This is a genomic window from Nocardiopsis sinuspersici, from assembly GCF_001998325.1.
GTDB classification, from domain to species: Bacteria; Actinomycetota; Actinomycetes; order Streptosporangiales; family Streptosporangiaceae; genus Nocardiopsis; species Nocardiopsis sinuspersici.
On sequence record NZ_MCOK01000001.1, the window covers coordinates 5252775 to 5269375 of the forward strand.

Annotated in this window: 9 protein-coding genes; 4 read left to right on the plus strand and 5 right to left on the minus strand. The window is 72.8% G+C overall.

All coding sequences use genetic code 11. From position 1 onward, the window contains the following. Window positions 1-104: 104 nt before the first annotated feature. The 3 genes from NOSIN_RS22740 to NOSIN_RS22750 all read right to left on the minus strand — a co-directional run bounded on the left by NOSIN_RS22740 (window position 105) and on the right by NOSIN_RS22750 (window position 2787). Window positions 105-776: a DUF2306 domain-containing protein gene (locus tag NOSIN_RS22740; protein ID WP_077692685.1), complete on the minus strand. Its 672-nt coding sequence runs from the start codon at window positions 774-776 to the stop codon at window positions 105-107. 194 nt (window positions 777-970) lie between these two features. Then, window positions 971-1657: a response regulator gene (locus tag NOSIN_RS22745; protein ID WP_077693729.1), complete on the minus strand. Its 687-nt coding sequence runs from the start codon at window positions 1655-1657 to the stop codon at window positions 971-973. Next, complete coding sequence (locus NOSIN_RS22750; protein WP_077692686.1) at window positions 1654-2787, minus strand: sensor histidine kinase; 1134 nt, start codon at window positions 2785-2787, stop codon at window positions 1654-1656. The genes NOSIN_RS22745 and NOSIN_RS22750 overlap by 4 nt, the downstream gene beginning before the upstream one ends. Before the next feature lie 750 nt (window positions 2788-3537). Between NOSIN_RS22750 and NOSIN_RS22755 the strand changes: the two genes are divergently transcribed. After that, window positions 3538-4686, plus strand: a complete 1149-nt coding sequence (locus NOSIN_RS22755; RefSeq protein ID WP_077692687.1) for a hypothetical protein — start codon at window positions 3538-3540, stop codon at window positions 4684-4686. A gap of 237 nt (window positions 4687-4923) precedes the next feature. Here the strand turns inward: NOSIN_RS22755 and NOSIN_RS22760 are convergent, their stop codons facing one another. Continuing rightward, window positions 4924-5577, minus strand: coding sequence for a response regulator transcription factor (locus NOSIN_RS22760; RefSeq protein ID WP_077692688.1), 654 nt, complete (start codon window positions 5575-5577; stop codon window positions 4924-4926). After that, window positions 5565-6839 (minus strand): sensor histidine kinase, encoded by a 1275-nt coding sequence (locus NOSIN_RS22765; protein WP_077692689.1) that lies wholly within the window; start codon window positions 6837-6839, stop codon window positions 5565-5567. Before NOSIN_RS22765 ends, NOSIN_RS22760 begins: the two co-directional genes overlap by 13 nt. A gap of 204 nt (window positions 6840-7043) precedes the next feature. Between NOSIN_RS22765 and NOSIN_RS22770 the strand changes: the two genes are divergently transcribed. From NOSIN_RS22770 to NOSIN_RS27360, 3 genes are all read left to right on the plus strand, one after another. Next, window positions 7044-7289 (plus strand): hypothetical protein, encoded by a 246-nt coding sequence (locus tag NOSIN_RS22770; RefSeq protein WP_077692690.1) that lies wholly within the window; start codon window positions 7044-7046, stop codon window positions 7287-7289. A gap of 721 nt (window positions 7290-8010) precedes the next feature. Then, a complete protein-coding gene (locus NOSIN_RS22775) occupies window positions 8011-9369 on the plus strand; it encodes a serine hydrolase domain-containing protein (RefSeq protein ID WP_077692691.1) in 1359 nt (452 codons plus the stop codon). Window positions 9370-9466: 97 nt separating this feature from the next. Then, window positions 9467-16601 (plus strand): non-ribosomal peptide synthetase (locus NOSIN_RS27360; RefSeq protein ID WP_171986629.1); only part of this gene is annotated, 7135 nt, incomplete at its 3' end.

Below are 16601 nucleotides of genomic sequence, written 5' to 3' on the forward strand. Positions count from 1 at the left end.
GGCGGGCGGCACCCCGGAGGATAGCCGGAGGGCCCCGCGCGCGGTTCGGGCAGGGGGCACGACGCCGGAGGCCGGGTGGCGTGGAACGGTCCCGGCCGCCTCCCTCACCGGGTCCCCTCCACGCGCGAAGCGGGGCGGGGACGTGCGGACCCGGCCGGGCGCCCGCGGATGACCCACTCGGCCACGGCGACGTTGACCACCCAGCCGGCGCCCATGAGCATCGCCCTGCTGAACTCGCCGGGAGTGCCGATGAACAGTGTCCAGGGCAGGTGGGTCAGCACCTGGGTGCCCGCGCCCAGCCCGATCGCGTAGCCGCGGATCATCCAGGCGCCGTGCCGGGCGATGTCCCGCCGCCGCACCGCGGCGAGGCCGAGGACGAGCGACAGGGCCATGGCCGTGCCGAAGACGAGCCGTATGACGGTGAGCAGGCCGGTGTCACCCTCGGGGATGGCGTAGAACACGGTCATCCACAGCCCCGAGAGCGCCGCGGCGAGCCCGAGCGGAACCAGGAGCCGCCCGGCCGTGCGGTGCCACCCGATCCTTCGGCGGCGGATGCCGGGGACGAACTGGAAGGCTCCCAGGACGCAGTACAGGCCGGAGCTGATGATGTGCAGCACCACGGGTGCGGGCGAGGCGAGGAACCGGGCGTTGTCCGGCGTGATCTGGGCGCCGCCGGCCAGCTCGCCCACGCGGACGGCGCCGGCGGCCAGGGGAACCGCGCTGAGCAGGATGAGCAGGGTGGGTATGAGCCACTCGCGTCGGCTGGAGGAGGTCACGACGAGTCCCTTCGTGGTCGTGGCGACCCCGACACCGTGTCTTCCGTCGCCATGAACCGATCGTGGCGGCCGAGGGGGTGGCGACTCATCGGAAGATGGGCCTGAACCGGGTCGGCCGATAGTACGAGGACGGAGTCGTACCCCGGCCGCGGGACCCGCGCGGCTCCCCGGGTGCGGCCGCCGCGCGGGCCCGGTCACCGCCGGGGAGCGCCTCCGCGTCCGGACCCGTTCCTGACGCGGTCGGTCTCGTAGGCCCACATGGCGGCCTCGACGCGGTTACGGGCGCCGATCTTGGCCATCAGGCTGGCGATGTGGGTCTTGACGGTGCTGAGCGTGATGTGGAACTCGGCGCAGATCTCGCCGTTGGTCCGTCCGCGCGCCACGGCGACCAGGATCTGCTCCTCCCGGTCCGTGAGCGGATCGGTGGGCTGCACCGGCGGCCCGGCGGGCCCGGTGCCGGCGAACGTCCGGAGCAGCCGCGCGGTGACGCTCGGCGCGATGAGCGCGTCCCCGGCCGCGGCCGCACGGACGGCCTGGGCGAGCAGTTCGGGGCCCGCGTCCTTGAGTAGGAAGCCCCGGGCGCCCGCCTTGAGCGCGGAGTAGACGTAGTCGTCCAAGTCGAAGACGGTGATGACGACGACGGCGATCGGATCGGTGACGCCCGGACCGGCGAGGGCGCGGGTGGCCTCGATGCCGTCGACCCGGGGCATCCGGACGTCGAACAGGCACACCTCGGGCCGCAGCCGCCGGGCGAGCTCGACCGCCTCCCGACCGTCGGCGGCCCCACCGACGACCTCGATGCCCGGCTGGGCGTCGAGGATCATCGTCAGGCCCGTGCGGACGATCTCCTGGTCGTCGGCGACGACCACCCGGATGCTCATGCCGCCCCGCTCAGGGGCAGCGCGGCGGTCACGGTCCATCCCCGTCCGGGGCCGGGCGCGGCCTCGCAGGTGCCGCCCAGCAGGTGGGCGCGTTCGACCATGCCGACGATCCCGTAGCCGGGCGCCGCCCCCGGGCGCAGCGGGCCGGTGTCGCCGTCGTCGCTCACCCGCAGGCGCACCGACGTGTCGTCGGCGGTGACACGGACCTCGACGCGGGTGGCGTTGCGGGCGTGGCGCCGGGCGTTGGTGACCGACTCCTGGGCCAGGCGGTAGACCGCCGTGCCCACGGACGGGGGAAGGCCGTCGAGCGGGCCGTCGATGCGCACGTCGACGGCCGGGCCCGGACCGTCCCGGACCGCGAGCCGTTCGAGGTCGCCAAAGCCCGGGCTGGGCGCCAGGTCGGCCGGTTCGCCGCCGCGCAGGGCACGGACCATGGTGCGCATCTCGGTGAGGGTGCGCGACGCCTCCGCCTCGATCACCCGGAGGGCGTCGACAGCGCTGTCCGGCCGAGACGCCGTGGCCAGCCCCGCCTGGGCGCGGATCGCCATCGCCGAGACGTGGTGGGCGACGGTGTCGTGCAGGTCGCGGGCCAGCCGCTCGCGTTCGAGCAGCCGGACCTGGTCGAACGCGCGGGCCCTGGCCCCGGCCCGGTACCGCAGTGCCGTGCCCAGGGCGCCGACCGAGAACAGGACGGCGAACCCGCCGATCGCGTCGGTCGTGCCGAGGTCGTCGAAGGCGGCCTGGAGGAGGAACTTGGCGAGCACGACAGCCGAGCCCGCCACGATCTCGCGTCCGGAGCCCCACCGGAACAGCGAGTACGGCAGGAGCAGCAGGTACGCCGTCGTGTACATCTGCGCGGACGCCTCGTCCGCCACCAGCGGAACCAGCCCCGAGACGCCGAAGGCGGCCACGAGCATCGGCAGCGGTCGGGTGCGGCGCCACAGCAGCGTGGGCACCAGCCCGGCGACGACCGCCACCGACAGGACGCGCAACGGGAGGTCCGGTCTCAGGAACCCCTCGGTCACCGCGAGCACCACGAGCACCCCGACGAGCGCCCAGTCCCACCAGGTCCGTGGCGGAGGGGGAGAGGGGCGGGGTTCGTCCCACACGGAACGGAGGAGGCCGTGCACGGGTCCATGTTATGGGTCCGGGCCGTGCCGTGTATCGGCCCGAAGTACGAGAAACCGCCGCGGCGCCCTCTCCCACGCCGACCTCCGATGAGCTCGTGCAGGCCAAGACACGGTTGCCGAGGCCATCGCCGTCCGTCCCGTCACCGACCCGCCCGGCCGGCAGGGGAGCTCGACGGGCATGGACGCGGGAGCGGTCCGGTGATGCCCCCCGCGCCGTTCCGAGCGCGCCCCCGGCCCGGGCCGGGGGCGCGGAAGCCCGGCGTCCATGTGGGCGTGGTCCCACGGGCCGTCGTCGGGGCGAGACCGTCCACTGGCACAGCGTTCGGGAGTTTCGGTTCTTCCTCCACACCTGCCCCGGCATACCGGGCACGTCACTCACGCCTCCCGTTCCGGCGCTTCGCGCGTTCTCCGGGCAACTGTGCCGGGACCACGTTTCCTTGGTGTGGATTACCGATATGACGCCGGAGATGATTCATGGTTTACATGTGATTCCGATGAATTCTCGGAAGGAACTCATCGTGGTGCGGTGCGGGGCGTCGACGTTATGCCATCGTCATTGACGGTTGTCCATTCGGCGTCCCGTCCGCGGCTAGGGTCTCGGTGGGTGGTGGTACTCAGTTCCTACCCCACGTGCCCACCAGGCTTTCCCTGCCCGGCCCCCCGTGTCACCGGTCGAGGACCGAAGCATCCGCATCCCCCGCCCGGCCGCCCCAGAGAACGCGGTCCGGGCCGATCCGAACGAGGTTTTCCTTGGTTTCGCGTTACCGAATCCCCGCGCGCCGTATTCTCCAGGGCGGAGTCGCGTTCGCCGCCTTCGGCGCGCTCAGCATCGCGACCGCCGTTCCCGCCCACGCCGAGAACGGAGAGGTCGGTTACGCGCACGCGAACGTCGCGGGTGAGGCCGACATCACCAATTTCCACCCGCGAGGCGGTGACGTCCACGGCACCTACCGTTATCTGGACGCCTTCGGCGGCGAGGTCTTCGCCGACTCCCGCACCTCCGTTGTGGTGGACGTGGTCGAGGACGACCTCGTCGCCCGCGTGAAGTTCGTGGAGCTGCGCGTCGAGCTCACGGAAGCCGATGTCGAGGCCATGCGCGCGGTGGTCGAGGGCGGTGTCTCCCAGCCCGGTCTGGAGAACTCCGCGGGGGGATCCGACGAGCCGGTCCTCCAGGCGTCCTTCGCCGACACCGAGATCGGGGTCACCCAGAACTGGGCGGGGGAGAGGGAGTTCTCCCACGACCCGGGCACCGAGTCCGTCGCGGTGAACGAGCTCGGCGCCGAGATCTCCTTCTCCACCGAGACGGCTCCTTGGCACGAGACGCTCGTGAACCAGTCGCTGGTGTACCAGGGACTGGACACCGAGCAGGAACTGTGGGGTGGAACCCAGACCCTGGACATGGTCGTGACCTTCCCCGACGAGGGGTTCAGCGTCTCCTACGAGGTCGGTGAGGCCATCGTCGCCTCGGACACCGACCCCGCGGGCGCCGGGGACGGCGACGAGGGCACCGGAGACGGTGGTGGCGACGACGGTGACGAGGGCACCGGAGACGAGGACGGCGGCGGTGACGACGGGTCCGGCGGCGAGACCGGCGGCGGTGACGACGGGTCAGGCACCGGTGACGAGGACGGCGACACCGGCGAAGGCGGCCAGGACGGCGACACCGACGGCGAGGGCGACCCCGGCAAGGGCGGGGAGCCCGCTGACGAGGACGGCCGGGACACCGCCGAGGAGGGCGCCGAAGACGGGTCCGAGGACGCGCTGGCTCGGACCGGCAGCCCGGTCGTCGGACTGATCGCGGCCGGTGCGGCGATCGCCGCCGGTGGTGGCGCGGCCACCTACCTGGCCCGCCGGAGGAAGACCGCCTCCGCGCCCGCCGAGGGGCCCGACGAGGGCTGACCGAGGACGGCCGTCCGGCCTCGGCGCGGCACCCGGGACCCGTTCCCGGGTGCCGGCTCGGCACATACGCGGAAAGCCGTCGTCCGCCCGGTCCGGTGGGAGAACAGGCCCATGGCCAAGGCCGACGGAGACGCCCCCGCAGCGGCGAACAGGACCACATGGGGACGGCCGTGGAGAAGCCGCTCCTGATCCCTGGCAGCGGCGCTGAAGCGGAACGACGCGAACCCGCGTCCGGTGTCAGCGGCCCGTGGCGTTCAGGTAGCGCAGGACCGCGGCGACGCGCCGGTCCGAACGGTCGTCCGGGGACAGCCCCAGCTTGCCGAAGATGCTGCGGATGTGCTTGTGCACCGCGCCGGCGGTGACGGTCATCCGCTCGGCGATCGCCCCGTTGCCCAGCCCCTCGGCCATGAGGACGAGCACGTCGCGCTCGCGGGGACTGAGCTGGGACAGCACGTCGTTGGCGTGCCTGCGGGCGAACAGTTGGGCGACCACCTCCGGATCGATGGCGGTCTGCCCCTCCGTGACCCTGCGTAGGATGTCCAGGAACTGCTCGACCCGGCCGACCCGCTCCTTGAGCAGGTAGCCGATGCCCGACGCCCCGCTCTCCATCAGCTCCGTGGCGAACGACTGCTCGACGTAGGCCGACAGCACCAGGACCGGAAGTCCTTGGCGGATGGCGCGGGCGCGCACCGCGGCACGGATCCCCTCGTCGGTGTAGGTCGGCGGCATCCGCACGTCGATGATGGCGATGTCGGGCACGTGCTCGGCCACCGCGTCGAGCAGCGCGTCGACCTCGCCGACGGCCGCGACGATCTCGAAGCCCTCGTCCCGCAGCAAGGCGGCCATCCCCTCCCGGAGCAGGGCGTCGTCCTCGGCGATCACGATCCGCACGGCAGCTCCACCCGGATGTCGGTCGGTCCGCCCTCGGGGCTGTCCACGGTGAGTGTGCCGTCGTGTGCCTCGATCCGGCGCCGTATGCCCACCAGGCCGGTGCCGGCGTTCTCGGCCGCACCGCCCCGGCCGTCGTCGTGGATGTGGATGTGCAAGGTGTCCCCTTCTCTGCCGACCCGGACCCGGGCGTACCCGGCCCCGCTGTGCCGGGTGACGTTGGTGACCGACTCGGCGACGGCGAAGTAGGCCGTCGCCTCGATGGACGAGGCGAGGGAACCCAGCCCTTCGGCCTCGACCGTGCAGGGGACCGAACAGCCCGTGGCGAGCGCGCTGAGAGCCCCCTCCAGATCGTGGTTCTCCAGGGCCGGGGGGAGGATGTCGCGCACCAGCCCGCGCAGTTCGGCCAGCGCGCCCTCGGCGGTGGCCTGGGCGCGCTCCAGCGCCGCGTCCGCCCGTTCCGGGTTAGTCCCCAACGTCCGCCGGGCGGACCCCAGCTGGATGATGACGGCGACCAGCCGACTCTGGGCCCCGTCGTGCAGGGACCGCTCGATCCGGCGGAGCTCGGCGGTGTGCGACTGCAGGGCGGCGGCTCTGGTGACCGTGAGTTCGGTGATGCGCTCGTTGAGGACGATCCGCGAGTGCGGCCCCAGCAGTCGGTGGCCCGGCCACGACTGGAGCCAGGCCAGGATCGGCTCCAACCCGAACATGATCGCTCCCCAGGCCACCCCCAGCAGGCCGACGGCCAGGGCCGTGTACCAGTCGTGGACGGGGACGCCGATGGAGGCCCCGGCCGCGTCCGGGGGCAGCAGCCACCACCACAAGGGGAAGGTGGTGTCCCGGACCGCGATCACCGGCAGCAGGACTCCCAGCAGCCCCGACAGGAGTCCCAGGGTGGAGTGGCAGACCAGCCAGACCAGGTCGCGCCGGACCTGGACGTCGTGGACGAGGGCTCGCGACGCATCGGCGAGGGTGGTGGGGCCGCGGGTCGCGACGGGCGACGGTATCGGCGCCCCCCACCGGCTCAGGCGGTGCCGCTCCCGGTTGGCGACCGCGCGCAGCAGGCGCAGGGCCGCGGGCAGGAACAGCAGGCCGACGCCGAGGAGGCTCGCGAGGAGGACCGCGCCGAGGAGGGTGAGGGCGAACAGCGCCATCAGGGCGGTGACCAGTCCGCCGGCGAGGCGCTCCAGGCTCAGGAACACGTTGTTGAGCCCGGACACCACCAGTTCCCGGAGCGGCCTGGTGTCGTTGTCGGTGGGGGGCATGTTCACTTCCTGGCCGGATCCGACTCGGCGCAACACTACCGGCACGGGGCGCCCGGTGGAGGGGCCGGCCCGGAAGAGTACAGCCTGCTGTACCGACACTGTCCAGTGCGCGGGATCGCCCCGCCGCGGCCCGGACTCCTAGGGTCGTAGGTGTCCGCGGCAGGGACCACCCGACCGCCGATGTCGGATCCCAGGAGATGTGATATGAGCGATCCCTACCGCTTCGCGCGGAGTTCAGGTGACGCCGGACGGCGCCATGACGGGACTCCCTCCCGGCAGGGCCGGTACGCGACGCGAGCCGTGCTGTGGCTGCTGATCATCCTCGGCGCCACGGCCAACGCGGTCACCTCCTTCGGCAGCTTCCACCCGCTGATCAGTGTGGGCTTCGGACTGCTGACCGTTCTGTGCATAGTCCTTCTGGTGATGCACCACCTGCGCCACCGAAAGTAGGTCCCCAGGCGGCATACCAGAGGAAATACATCCCTTTACCTTCTGGTGTGAACCTCACCACTCCACCCGGCGATCCGGGTGGAGTTTTTGTTTCCCCCGTCAATCAATGGCCAAATGTGGCCATCTTTTGGGGTGAACCGGCCGCGACACCCTTCCGGGGGGCTTCCTGTGCGGCTCACTTTGGGCGCGGCGATCCCCTCCGTGCAAGCGGCATCGCTTTGAATTCTGTTTGAAATTCATCTCCATGTCGGTCGCGTCGCGGCCACGGCCCGCCCGCCGAGGGGGCTCCGGAACCAGGGGCGGCCTCCGGCTCGGAAGCGGTTCCCAGGCCCTTCGCGCACTGCCGGCCGGGTCGTCCATGAGTCAGTGAAAGCACAGCTCAGAGACATGTCCCTGCTCTCGTTCGCTCCTGGGCGCGAGGACGTCCCACCCTTCGTGGAACGGCTTACGAAGCCTGCGCGCGCAACCGGGAAATGATCTTGGAATGAGTCCGCCGGAGCGGGCGCCGGCGGTGCTGGGCGGGTCGCCGTTCCGATCATCGTGCGGGGATTATCCGAAGGAGATTCGGTCCACGTGAACTGTGTGTTCGGGTGCCAACCGTATCCCTTGACGCACCCCGAAGGTATGGTGAAGTATCTGTCCGTCGGTATTGCTGGCTACATCTCTGCTCCATAAACACCATCAGGTGAACGCCTCATTCTCAAGCCAGACGGGAGATGACGTGGTTAAAAACCTTTCACGGCTGTTTGAGGACCTGGCCGTCGATTCCCTGGTCCCCGGAGCCCAGTTGTCCCTGTACCACGACGGTGAGCTGCACGAATTCACCACGGGGGTCGAGCGGGCCCGCTCGGGCCGTCCCGTCACCGCCCGTTCCCGCTTCGCCTACGGCTCCGTCTCCAAGATCTTCACCGCGGCCCTGGTCATGCAGCTGGTCGAGGACGGCGACGTCGACCTCGACACCCCCGTGGTCGAGTACCTTCCGGGTCGTCGCCCCGCAGGCGGGAACTCGGCGAACGCGGTGACCTCCCGCCAGCTCCTCAGCCACACCGCGGGCCTGGTCTCCGACCACGACGAGGGGCCGGTCCGGTCCGCGTCCCTGCGCCGCCAGGCCGTGTCCCTGCTGGAGCAGGGTCCGGTCGGCGTCCCCGGTACGGCCTTCTCCTACTCCAACAGCGCCTACTCCCTGGCCGCCTACCTGGTGGAGGCCGTTACCGGACAGGACTGGTGGGAGACCCTGGAGTCGCACCTGTTCCTGCCCGCCGGGCTGGACCCGGCCTTCGTGCACGACGCCCGCGATCCCGGATCCGAACTCCCGACCGTCAGCGGCCACACCGTCGACATCCCCTCTCGGACGGTCGAACCGGTCGACTTCCACGTCGAACCCGCGCTGACCCCGGCGGGCGGCCTGGCCGGGAGCGCCACCGACCTGGTCAACTTCGGCCGCGCCTTCATGGCGCCCGAGGACGCGGTCCTGGACACCGACATCGCCGCCCCGCGGGTGCTGCACGAGATGGGACGATCCGTGCCCGCCGCCGACCCCTTCGGCCTGGCCGACGGCTGGGGGGCGGGCTGGGCCCTGCACCTGGCCGGCGACCGGCTCTGGTACGGCCACGACGGCACGCTCGACGGCGGCACCTGCAACCTCCGCGTCGACCCCGAGGGGCGTACCGCCCTGGCCCTGACCACCAACGGCACCTCCGGGCTGCGGTTCTGGGAGGGGCTGGTGGCCGGCATGCGCGGACTGGGCCTGGACGTGGGGCACTACCGGCAGCCGGCGCCCCGTGCCCCGGCGGCCGCCCCCGGTGAGGAGATCACCGGCCGGTACGTCAACGGCGACCTGATGGTGGACGTCACCCGGCTGGGTTCCGACGGCTTCTGGTTCAGCCTGTCCAACGGGTTCTCCGGACCGATGACGACCACCTCCGACCTGTACTTCTCCGTCACCATGGGCGACCTCGGCGGCATGTCGTTCAGCGGCCGTTTCCTGCGCGACCCACAGGAGGCCGGGTCGATCGCGTCGATGCAGTACAACGGCCGGGCTCTGCGCCGGACCCCGCTCCCGGTCCGCTCCCGCGCCTGACCCTGCCCCGCTCCGCCCCTCCCCTCACCGGTTCCTCCCGCGGCCCCAGCCACCGGTTCGCCTCCCCTCCCCCACCCGAACCCCAGGAGTAGTGATCGTGCTGTCCCCGCAGGGTCTGTCCACCCGTACCTTTCCGGAGCTCTTCACCGAGCGGGCCGCCCAGCGCCCCGAAGCGGTGGCGCTGGTGTCCGAAAGCGAGACGCTCACCTACGCGGAGCTCGCCGACCTCGTCGAGCGGCGGGCTCGCGGCCTCGTGCGGAGCGGGGTCCGTCCCGGGGACACGGTCGGGGTCTGCCTCGAACGCGGCCGCGAACTGGTGGTCTGCCTGCTCGCGGCCATGCGGGCCGGAGCCGCCTACCTGCCCCTGGACCCCGCCTACCCGGCCGAGCGCCTGGCCTACGTGCTCTCCGACTCCGGGGCGGACCTGGTGCTCACCGACGCCGTGTCGGCCGGTTCGCTCCCCGACGGGGTCCGGTCCCTGGACGCGGTCGGGGTCGAGGGGACCGACCCGCTCCCCGACACCCGCCCCCGGCCCGACGACGTCGCCTACGTCATCTACACCTCCGGGTCCACCGGCCGTCCCAAGGGCGTCCTGGTCACTCACCGAGGCATCGCCGACCTGGCCGCCACCCAGCGGGTGCGCATGGAGGTGTCCCCGGACTCCCGGGTACTGCAGTTCGCCTCGTCCAGCTTCGACGCCTCCGTGTTCGAGGTGTGCATGGCCCTGCTCAACGGCGCGGCCCTGGTGGTCCTGCCCCGGCACCTGCTGCTGGGCGAGGCACTGGTCGGGACCCTGCGTGACCACCGGATCAGTCACGTGACGCTGCCCCCGGCCGTGCTGCCGGGTCTGTCACCGGAGGGCCTGTCGGACCTGCGGGCGGTGATGGTGGCGGGAGAGGCGTGCCCCGGCGAGATCGTGGACCTGTGGTCGCGTGGGCGCCGGATGTACAACGGCTACGGGCCCACCGAGACGACGGTGTGCGCGACCATGAGCGCGCCCCTGTCCGGAGAGACGGTGCCGCCGATCGGCCGGGCCGTCGACGGCACCGCCGTCCACGTGCTGGACGAGGGGCTCCGCCCGGTCGGGGCGGGAGGGACCGGAGAGCTGTACGTCTGCGGTGCCGGGCTGGCCCGCGGCTACCACGGCCGCCCCGGGCTGAGCGCGGAGCGCTTCGTCGCCGACCCGTTCGGCCCACCCGGATCACGGATGTACCGTTCCGGTGACGTGGTGCGCGTCCGGCCCGACGGCGACCTGGAGTTCCGGGGCAGGAGCGACGACCAGGTGAAGCTGCGGGGCTTTCGCATCGAGCCGGGAGAGATCGAGACCGCGGCCGCCCGAGTGCCCGGCGTGGCCAACGCCGCGGTGCTGGTGCGCGAGGACCGCCCCGGCGTCCGCCACCTGGTGGCCTACGTGGCGGGGGCGCCGCACCGGCCCGTGCCCGACGGGGGCCGGGTGCGCGCGGCCCTGGCCGAGAGCCTGCCCTCCCACATGGTTCCGTCCGTCGTGGTGGCGCTGGAGGCCATGCCCACCACCCCCAACGGCAAGATCGACCGCGCCCTGCTGCCCGTGCCCGACGAGGCCGTTCCCGGGCCGGAGTACGTGGCACCGCGTGACGACGCCGAGCGGGTGATCGCCGAGGCGTTCGCCGCCGTCCTGGGCCTGGACCGGGTCGGGGTGCACGACGACTTCTTCGCGCTGGGCGGCGATTCCGTCCTCGCCGTCCGCGCCCTGTCCCGCATCGACGCCCGCCTGGGCACGGCCCTGGACCGGCGGGCGGTGTTCGCCCTGCCGACCCCGGAACGGCTGGCCGCCGAGGGCGTCGGCTCCGCGGACGCCGTGCGGCCGATCACCCGCGCCGACCGGGACCTGCCCCTTCCCCTGTCGTCGGCGCAGCGCCGCCTGTGGTTCCTGTACCAGCACGACCCGGCCAGCACCGAGTACTACACGGGGAGCGCCTACCGATTGACCGGCCGGCTCTCGGTTCCGGCGCTGCAGGCGGCCCTCAGCGGTCTACAGCGCAGGCACGAGATCCTGCGCACCACCTACGCCACCACCGACGACGGTTCCGTCCAGCTGGTCCGCGAACCCCGGGACGGCCGCGACCTGCTCTCCCGGTGCGACCTGGGCGACACGGGGCAGGAGCGTCGGAAGCGGTTGGCGAAGGTACTCACCGCCGAGGTGGAGCGCCCCTTCGACCTCGTGGACGGCACTCCCTTCCGGGCGCTGCTGGTCCGGCTCGGCGACGACGAGCACGTCCTGGTTCTGAGCGCCCACCACATCGCCTGCGACGGCTGGTCGGTGGACGTCATCGCCCGGGACCTGGCGGAGCTGTACCGGGCCGGGCCGGCCGGGCGGCCGGGCGGGGAGGCCGTCCCGGAGCGGGTGGACTACGCCGACTTCGCGGTATGGGAGCAGGACCGCTGGACCGCGCACGAAGTGCGCGACCGCCTGGAGTACTGGAAGCGTGAACTCGACGAGGCGCGCCCGCTGGAGATCCCCACGGACCGCCCCCGCCCCGCCGTCCGGACCACGGCGGGCGCGGTGCGTCGCCTGGAACTGGCGCCCGAGCTGACCGGGGCGCTCAAAGAGCTGGGGCGGCGGCACGGGTCGACCCTGTTCACCACGCTCACCGCGCTCACCCAGCTGCTGCTGTCCACCGCCTCGGGCAGCCGGGACGTCACACTCGGCGTCGCCTCGGCCGGACGCGACCACCACCAGGTCGACGACGTGGTCGGGTTCTTCGTCAACCCCGTCGTGGTCAGGTCGCGGGTCGCCCCCGCTGCCACGGTCGGGGGCTTCCTCGACGACGTGCGCCGCACCGTCCTGGCCGCGCTCGACCACGAACTGCCCTTCGAGCGGGTCGTGGACGCGGTGGCCGTCGACCGTGATCCGAGCCGCACCCCGCTCTTCCAGGCCCTGATGGTGCTCCAGAACGCCCACTCCGGGGAGCTCGGCCTGCCCGGGCTGGACGCGCTTCCACTGGACCTGCCGCGCACGTCGGCCCTGTTCGACCTGGTCTTCGAGTTCACCGAGCGGGATGGCGGCCTGCGGCTCACCATCGAGTACAACACCGACCTGTACGACGAGGACCGGATCGCCGGGCTCGCCGAGGGGCTGCGGCTGATCGCCGACCTGATGGCGTCCGACCCGGGACTGCCGGTGGCGCGGATCGACGTCCGCCCGGAGGCGGAGCGGCGCGCCCTGACCGCCTGGGAGGGGCGCGGGCCCGAGGGCTCCCCGGCCACGGTCACGGACGTGTTCGCCGAACAGGTCGCCCGGAACCCGCGGGGGACGGCCGTCTCCGGCCCGACCGGGGACCTGTCCTACGCCGAGCTCGACACCGCCTCGGCCGGCCTGGCCGCGCGGCTGCGCGCGTGCGGGGCGTGCGCCGAGTCCCCGGTGCTGCTGGTCCTGGAGCGGGGCGCGCACGTGGTGACCGCGATGCTCGCGGTACTGCGTGCGGGCGCCGCCTACGTCCCCGTCCACGCCGACGATCCGGCCGAGCGGGTGGGTCGGCTGGCCGAGGAGACCGGGGCGGTCTGCGCGGTCACCGACGCGGTGTCCGCCGAACGCGTCCCGGTCGGCCGCGGCCTGCCCGTCGTGAACCTGGACGAGATGGCCGCAGCCGCGGAGGAGTCCGGCACCGGAGCCGACGTACCGGCGCCGGTCGGACCGGAGAGCCTGGCCTACGTGATGTTCACGTCCGGCTCCACGGGCGTGCCCAAGGGCGTGGCCGTCACACACGGGGACATCGTCCGTCTGGCGCGCGACCGGCGCTGGCGCGGCGGCGGACACGACCGGGTGCTCTTCCACGCCTCGCACGCCTTCGACGCGGCCACCTACGAGATCTGGGTGCCGCTGCTCAGCGGGGGGACGGTCGTGGTCGCCCCGCCCGGGCGCCTGGACGCGGAGGAGTTCACCGCCGTGGTCGAGAGGTACGGCGTCACCGGCGCGTTCGTGACCTCCTCGCTGTTCAACCTGTACGCCTCGCAGGAGCCCGCCTGCTTCGCCGGGCTCCGTGAGGTGCTCACCGGTGGTGAGGCCGCCAACCCCGGGGCGCTGGAGCGTGTCCGGCGCGCGTGCCCGGACACCCTGGTCGCCAACGTGTACGGACCGACCGAGACGACCACGTACGCCACCCGCTTCCCGCTGGAGGGAACGGACCCCGTCCCGGAGCCGGTGCCGATCGGCGGCCCCCTCGACGGCACCCGGCTGCACGTCCTCGACGGGCTGCTGCGCCGCACCCCGGCGGGTGCCGTGGGTGAGCTGTACGTCGGTGGCGCGGGTGTGGCGCGCGGGTACTGGGGGCGGCCGGGGCTGACCGCCGAGCGGTTCGTCGCCGACCCGTTCGGCTCGGGGGAGCGCCTCTACCGCACGGGCGACCTGGTGCGGTGGAACCGCGACGGCCGGTTGGAGTACGTGGGCCGCGCCGACGCGCAGGTCAAGCTGCGGGGCTTTCGGATCGAGCTCGGCGAGGTGGAGTCGGCCCTGCTGCGCCGCCCCGAGGTGTCCGAGGCGGTGGTGCTCGTCCACCGTTCGGAGTCCGGCGTGCGGAGGCTGGTCGGCTACGCCGTGGGCCCGGAGGGGCGGATCCCCGACGAGCGGGCCGAGGAGGTGCGGGCCGCCCTGGCCCGTGAGCTCCCGGCGTACATGGTGCCCCAGGTGCTGGTACCGCTCGCCTCGATGCCGCTGAACGCCAACGGCAAGGTGGACCGGCGGGCCCTGCCCGAGCCGTCCGCCGACGGCGGTGACGACAGTGCCTTCGTCGCTCCGCGGTCGGAGGCGGAGCGGGTGCTGGCCGGGGTGTTCGGGTCTGTGCTGGGTGTGGACCGGGTCGGTGTGCACGACGACTTCTTCGCGCTGGGCGGCGACTCGATCCTGAGTATCCAGTTGGTCTCCCGGGCCCGACGGGCGGGGATCACCGTGACCTCCAAGCAGGTCTTCGCCCGTCCGTCGGTCGCGGCCCTGGCCGAGGTGGCCGAGACCGGTCGGGGCTCGGCACCGGTGCCGGCAGGCCCGGTCTCCGGGCCGGTGACGGCCACCCCGATCATGCGGTGGTTCCTGCGGACCCACCCCGTGGCGCCGGGGCACTTCAACATGTCGGTGCTGTTGGACCTGGCGGAGGACGCCGACGCCGACGCCTTGTCCCGGGCGTCCGCCGCCCTGCTGGAGCACCACGACATGCTCCGCCTGCGGACGGACGCCTCCGGGGCCTTCCGGATCGCCGAGGCGGGGGAGGCCGAGCCGGCCGTCGAAACGGTGGACGTGGCCGGTCTCGCGTCGGAGCGGGCCGAGGAGGTGCTGTCGGAGCGCATCCGCCTGGCCCAGTCCTCACTGGAGCCCGTGTCGGGGCCGATGATGCGGATGGTGCTGTTCACCGGTGAGGGGACTCCGCGCCTGCTGATCGTCGCCCACCACCTGGTCGTGGACGGCGTCTCCTGGCGGATCCTGCTCGAAGACCTCTCCACCGCCTACCGGCAGATCACCGGAGGCGGTGCCGCCGACCTGGGGGCGCGTACCACGCCCTTCCCCGCCTGGGCCGACCGCCTGGCCGAAGCCACGCGCGAGGGCCGGTTCGACGACGAGACCGACCACTGGACCGCACTCGCCGACGTCCCCGCCGAGGTGCCCCGTGACCACGGCCACGCGGGCAACGGGCCGGTCTCCTCACAGCGGACCGTGTCGGCCCGGCTCTCCGCCGAGACCACGCGTGCGCTGCTCCGCGAGGTCCCCCCGGTCTTTCGCACCCAGGTCAACGACCTGCTCCTCGCCGCGCTGGGCCGGGTCCTCACCGGCTGGACCGGACACGACCGGATCCTCGTCGACCTGGAGGGGCACGGCCGCGAGGACCTCTTCGACCAGGCCGACCTGTCCCGTACGGTCGGCTGGTTCACCACCATGTTCCCCGTCGCCCTCACGAGCGCCCAGGACTGGGCCGACCAGGTCAGGACCACCAAGGAGACGCTCCGCACCCTCCCCCGGCGCGGCCTCGGCTACGGCGCCCTGCGACACCTGGGGGACGAGCACCAGCGCACCGCCCTGGAACAGGCCCCCGACCCCCACGTCAGCTTCAACTACCTCGGCCGCTTCGACACCGGAGCGGACGCCCTGTACACAGGGCTGCGGCTGAACGCGGGCGGCGAGTACGATCCGCGTGAGGAACGCCCCCACCTGCTGGACGTGGTGGGCCGCGTCGAGGACGACGCCCTCGTCTTCGACTGGATCTTCTCCGACCGGGCCCACGACCCGGCGACCATGGCCGCTCTCGCGGAGCGGTACACCGACGCCCTACGCGACCTGGTGGAGTTCTGCCTCCGTGACGGTGTCGGCGGGGCCACTCCCTCGGACTTCCCGCTGGTCGGGCTGGACCAGGCCGCGGTCGACCGTCTGGCCGTCCCCGGTGTCCAGGACGTCCTGCCGCTCACCCCGATGCAGCAGGGCATGCTCTTCCACTCCCTGACCGACGGGGGTTCCCGGAACGCCTACCTCGAACAGATCACCGTCCGTCTGGACGGGGTCGACGACCCCGAGCGCCTGGCCCGTGCCTGGCGGCGGGTGGTCGAGGCCACTCCCGCCCTGCGCGCCGTGCCCGCGTGGGAGGGGCTGGACACCCCGGTCCAGCTGGTTCCCGAGCACGTCGATCTGCCCACCGCCGTCCTGGACTGGCGCGACCTGGGCCCCGACGCACAGGAGCGGGCCCTGTCCGACCTGTTGTCCCAGGACCAGCGGGCGGGGATCGACCTGGCCCGCGGCCCGCTGACGCGGATCGCCGTGGCGCGTTCGGCTCCGTCCCAGGTGGTGCTGGTGTGGACCTTCCACCACCTGCTGCTGGACGGGTGGAGCCTGCCCCTGGTGCTGTCCGACGTCTTCGCCGCCTACCGGGACGCGCCCCTGCCGGCCCGGCCCCCGTTCCGTGACCACCTGGCCTGGATCACCCGCCAGGACGACCGGGCCGGGCTCGACCACTGGCGCGAGAGCCTCGCCGGCATCGAGGCCCCCACCCCGCTGCCCTACGACCGTGCACCCGGAGAGGTCCACGGGGCCAGCTCCTCCGCCCGGTCCCGGCACACGCTGCCGACCGACCTGACCGACCGGGTCCACACATTCGCGCGTGAGCAGGGTCTGACGGTGAACGCGCTGGTCCAGGGCGCGTGGGCGCTGCTGCTGTCCGCCCACTCCGGCGACACCGACGTCGTCTTCGGCGCCACCACCTCCGGACGCCCCGCCGACC